We start from the raw sequence: 1,695 nt of genomic DNA, 5'->3' as shown, positions 1-1,695 counted from the left end.
GGGCACCGCGGGTGCGCGTCCGAACCGCCGCCGAACCGCCGCAAGCGCCGCGGTCGCCTCGGGCACCCGCGCGCCGATCAGCACCCCGGCGATGATCGGCACCATCAGCAGTCCGATGACCGCCAGCCGCACCAGCGAACCGCCTGCGCCGAAGCGTTCCGTCAGCGACTCGAGCCCGAGCAGCTGGTCGGCGACGTGCGCGACCAGCCCGGCGAGCAGTGACGCGGCGACCGTCACCAGGATCGTGCGCACCACCTGCGTGTCGAAGAGCCGTCCGCCAGGCGGACGCAGATGGGAGCGCAGCAGCAGATAGCCGACCACGGCGCCGGCGATGAAGCCCAGTCCATTTGCCAGGCCCAGGTAACCGGCCACCAGTTGGGGGTCGTCGGTCAGGTGCGGCGCGGCCAGTGATCCGGCGATCTTGACCGCGGTGATGAACACGATGACGGCGATCGGCGTCCACGGCCGTTCGCGGGCGTAGAACACCCGGAGCTGGAGCAGCACCAGTGCGTACGGGACCAGGGTGAACGCCGAGAGGGTGATCGCCATGCCGAGGTAGCCGGCGGCCTCGGGGGTGAAGTTGCCGTAGGCGAACAGCGCGCTGCCGATCGCAGGCCCGCCGACGGTCATCACCGCCACGATCGGGATCAGGGTCACCATGGTCAACCGGGTGGCCAGCGACAGGTCGGCCCGCACGGCGGGGAGGTTGTCGGCGGCGGCGTTGCGGCTCAGCCGCGGCATCACCACGGTCAGCACCGTCACGCCGATCACGCCGAAGGGCAGCATCAGGACGATCCAGGTGTAGTTGTAGATCGCGGGCCCGGATGCCGCCGCGGTGCTGGCGATCTGATTGCCCACGATCAGGCCGAGCTGGCTGATCAGCACGTAGCAGACCATCGCGGCGGCCATCGCGCCGAACCTCTTGAGCCGGTCGTCGAGCCCCCACAGCGGGCGCAGGCTGATGCGTTCCTTGCGGATGGCCACCAGCAGCACCACGGTCTGCGCGACCACACCGAGGGTGGTGCCGATGCCCAGCACCAGCAGTTTGGCGTTGCCCATCTCCACTGGGTCGAGCGACAGTTCACCGGGCACCAGCATGTAGACGCCGAGCGTGAGGATCGCGATCACGTTGTTGATCACCGGTGCCCACGCAGGCGGGCCGAACACGTTGCGGGTGTTGAGGATCGCGGTGAACACCGACGACAGCCCGTAGAACAGCACCTGGGGCAGCAGCAGGAACGCGAAGGCGACCGTCAGCGGGCTGTTGACCTGCGGGTCGTCGCCCAGCATCAGGCGCACCAGCAGGGGAGCGGTGGCCACCGAAAGCACGGTGGTGACCAGCAGGAGGGCGGTGGCCAGCGTGAACAGCCGCCGCACGAACGCGGTGCCGCCGTCGGCGTCGTCGCGCTCGGCCCGGGCCAGCACCGGGATGAAGATCGCGGTGAACGTGGCCTCCAGCACCAGGGCCGCGATGAGGTTGGGCAGCTGGTTGGCCACCGAGAAGGAACTCAGCAGCGCGTCGCCGAGCAGGTAGGCCAGCAGCGCCATCCGCAGGAATCCGGTGATGCGGCTGATCAGCGTCGCCAGTGCCATGCCCCACGACCGCGAGACCACGGCGGCGTCGGAGAGTTCGGGGCGGCCCGCCCGCCGCCGCGGGGCGGGTCCGCGGGGGATGCGCTGGCGCGGTGGTGGAGG

At 70.3% G+C, this 1,695-nt stretch carries 1 protein-coding gene; it reads right to left on the bottom strand.

Annotated features, from left to right (window positions below):
* A partial coding sequence (gene murJ / locus Q2100_RS31175; RefSeq protein WP_302917116.1) for a murein biosynthesis integral membrane protein MurJ occupies window positions 1-1,695 on the bottom strand: 1,695 nt, incomplete at both ends.

This window comes from Mycolicibacterium arseniciresistens (assembly GCF_030519285.1).
Lineage (GTDB): Bacteria > Actinomycetota > Actinomycetes > Mycobacteriales > Mycobacteriaceae > Mycobacterium > Mycobacterium arseniciresistens.
This window is presented reverse-complemented; position numbering and strand designations above follow the sequence as displayed.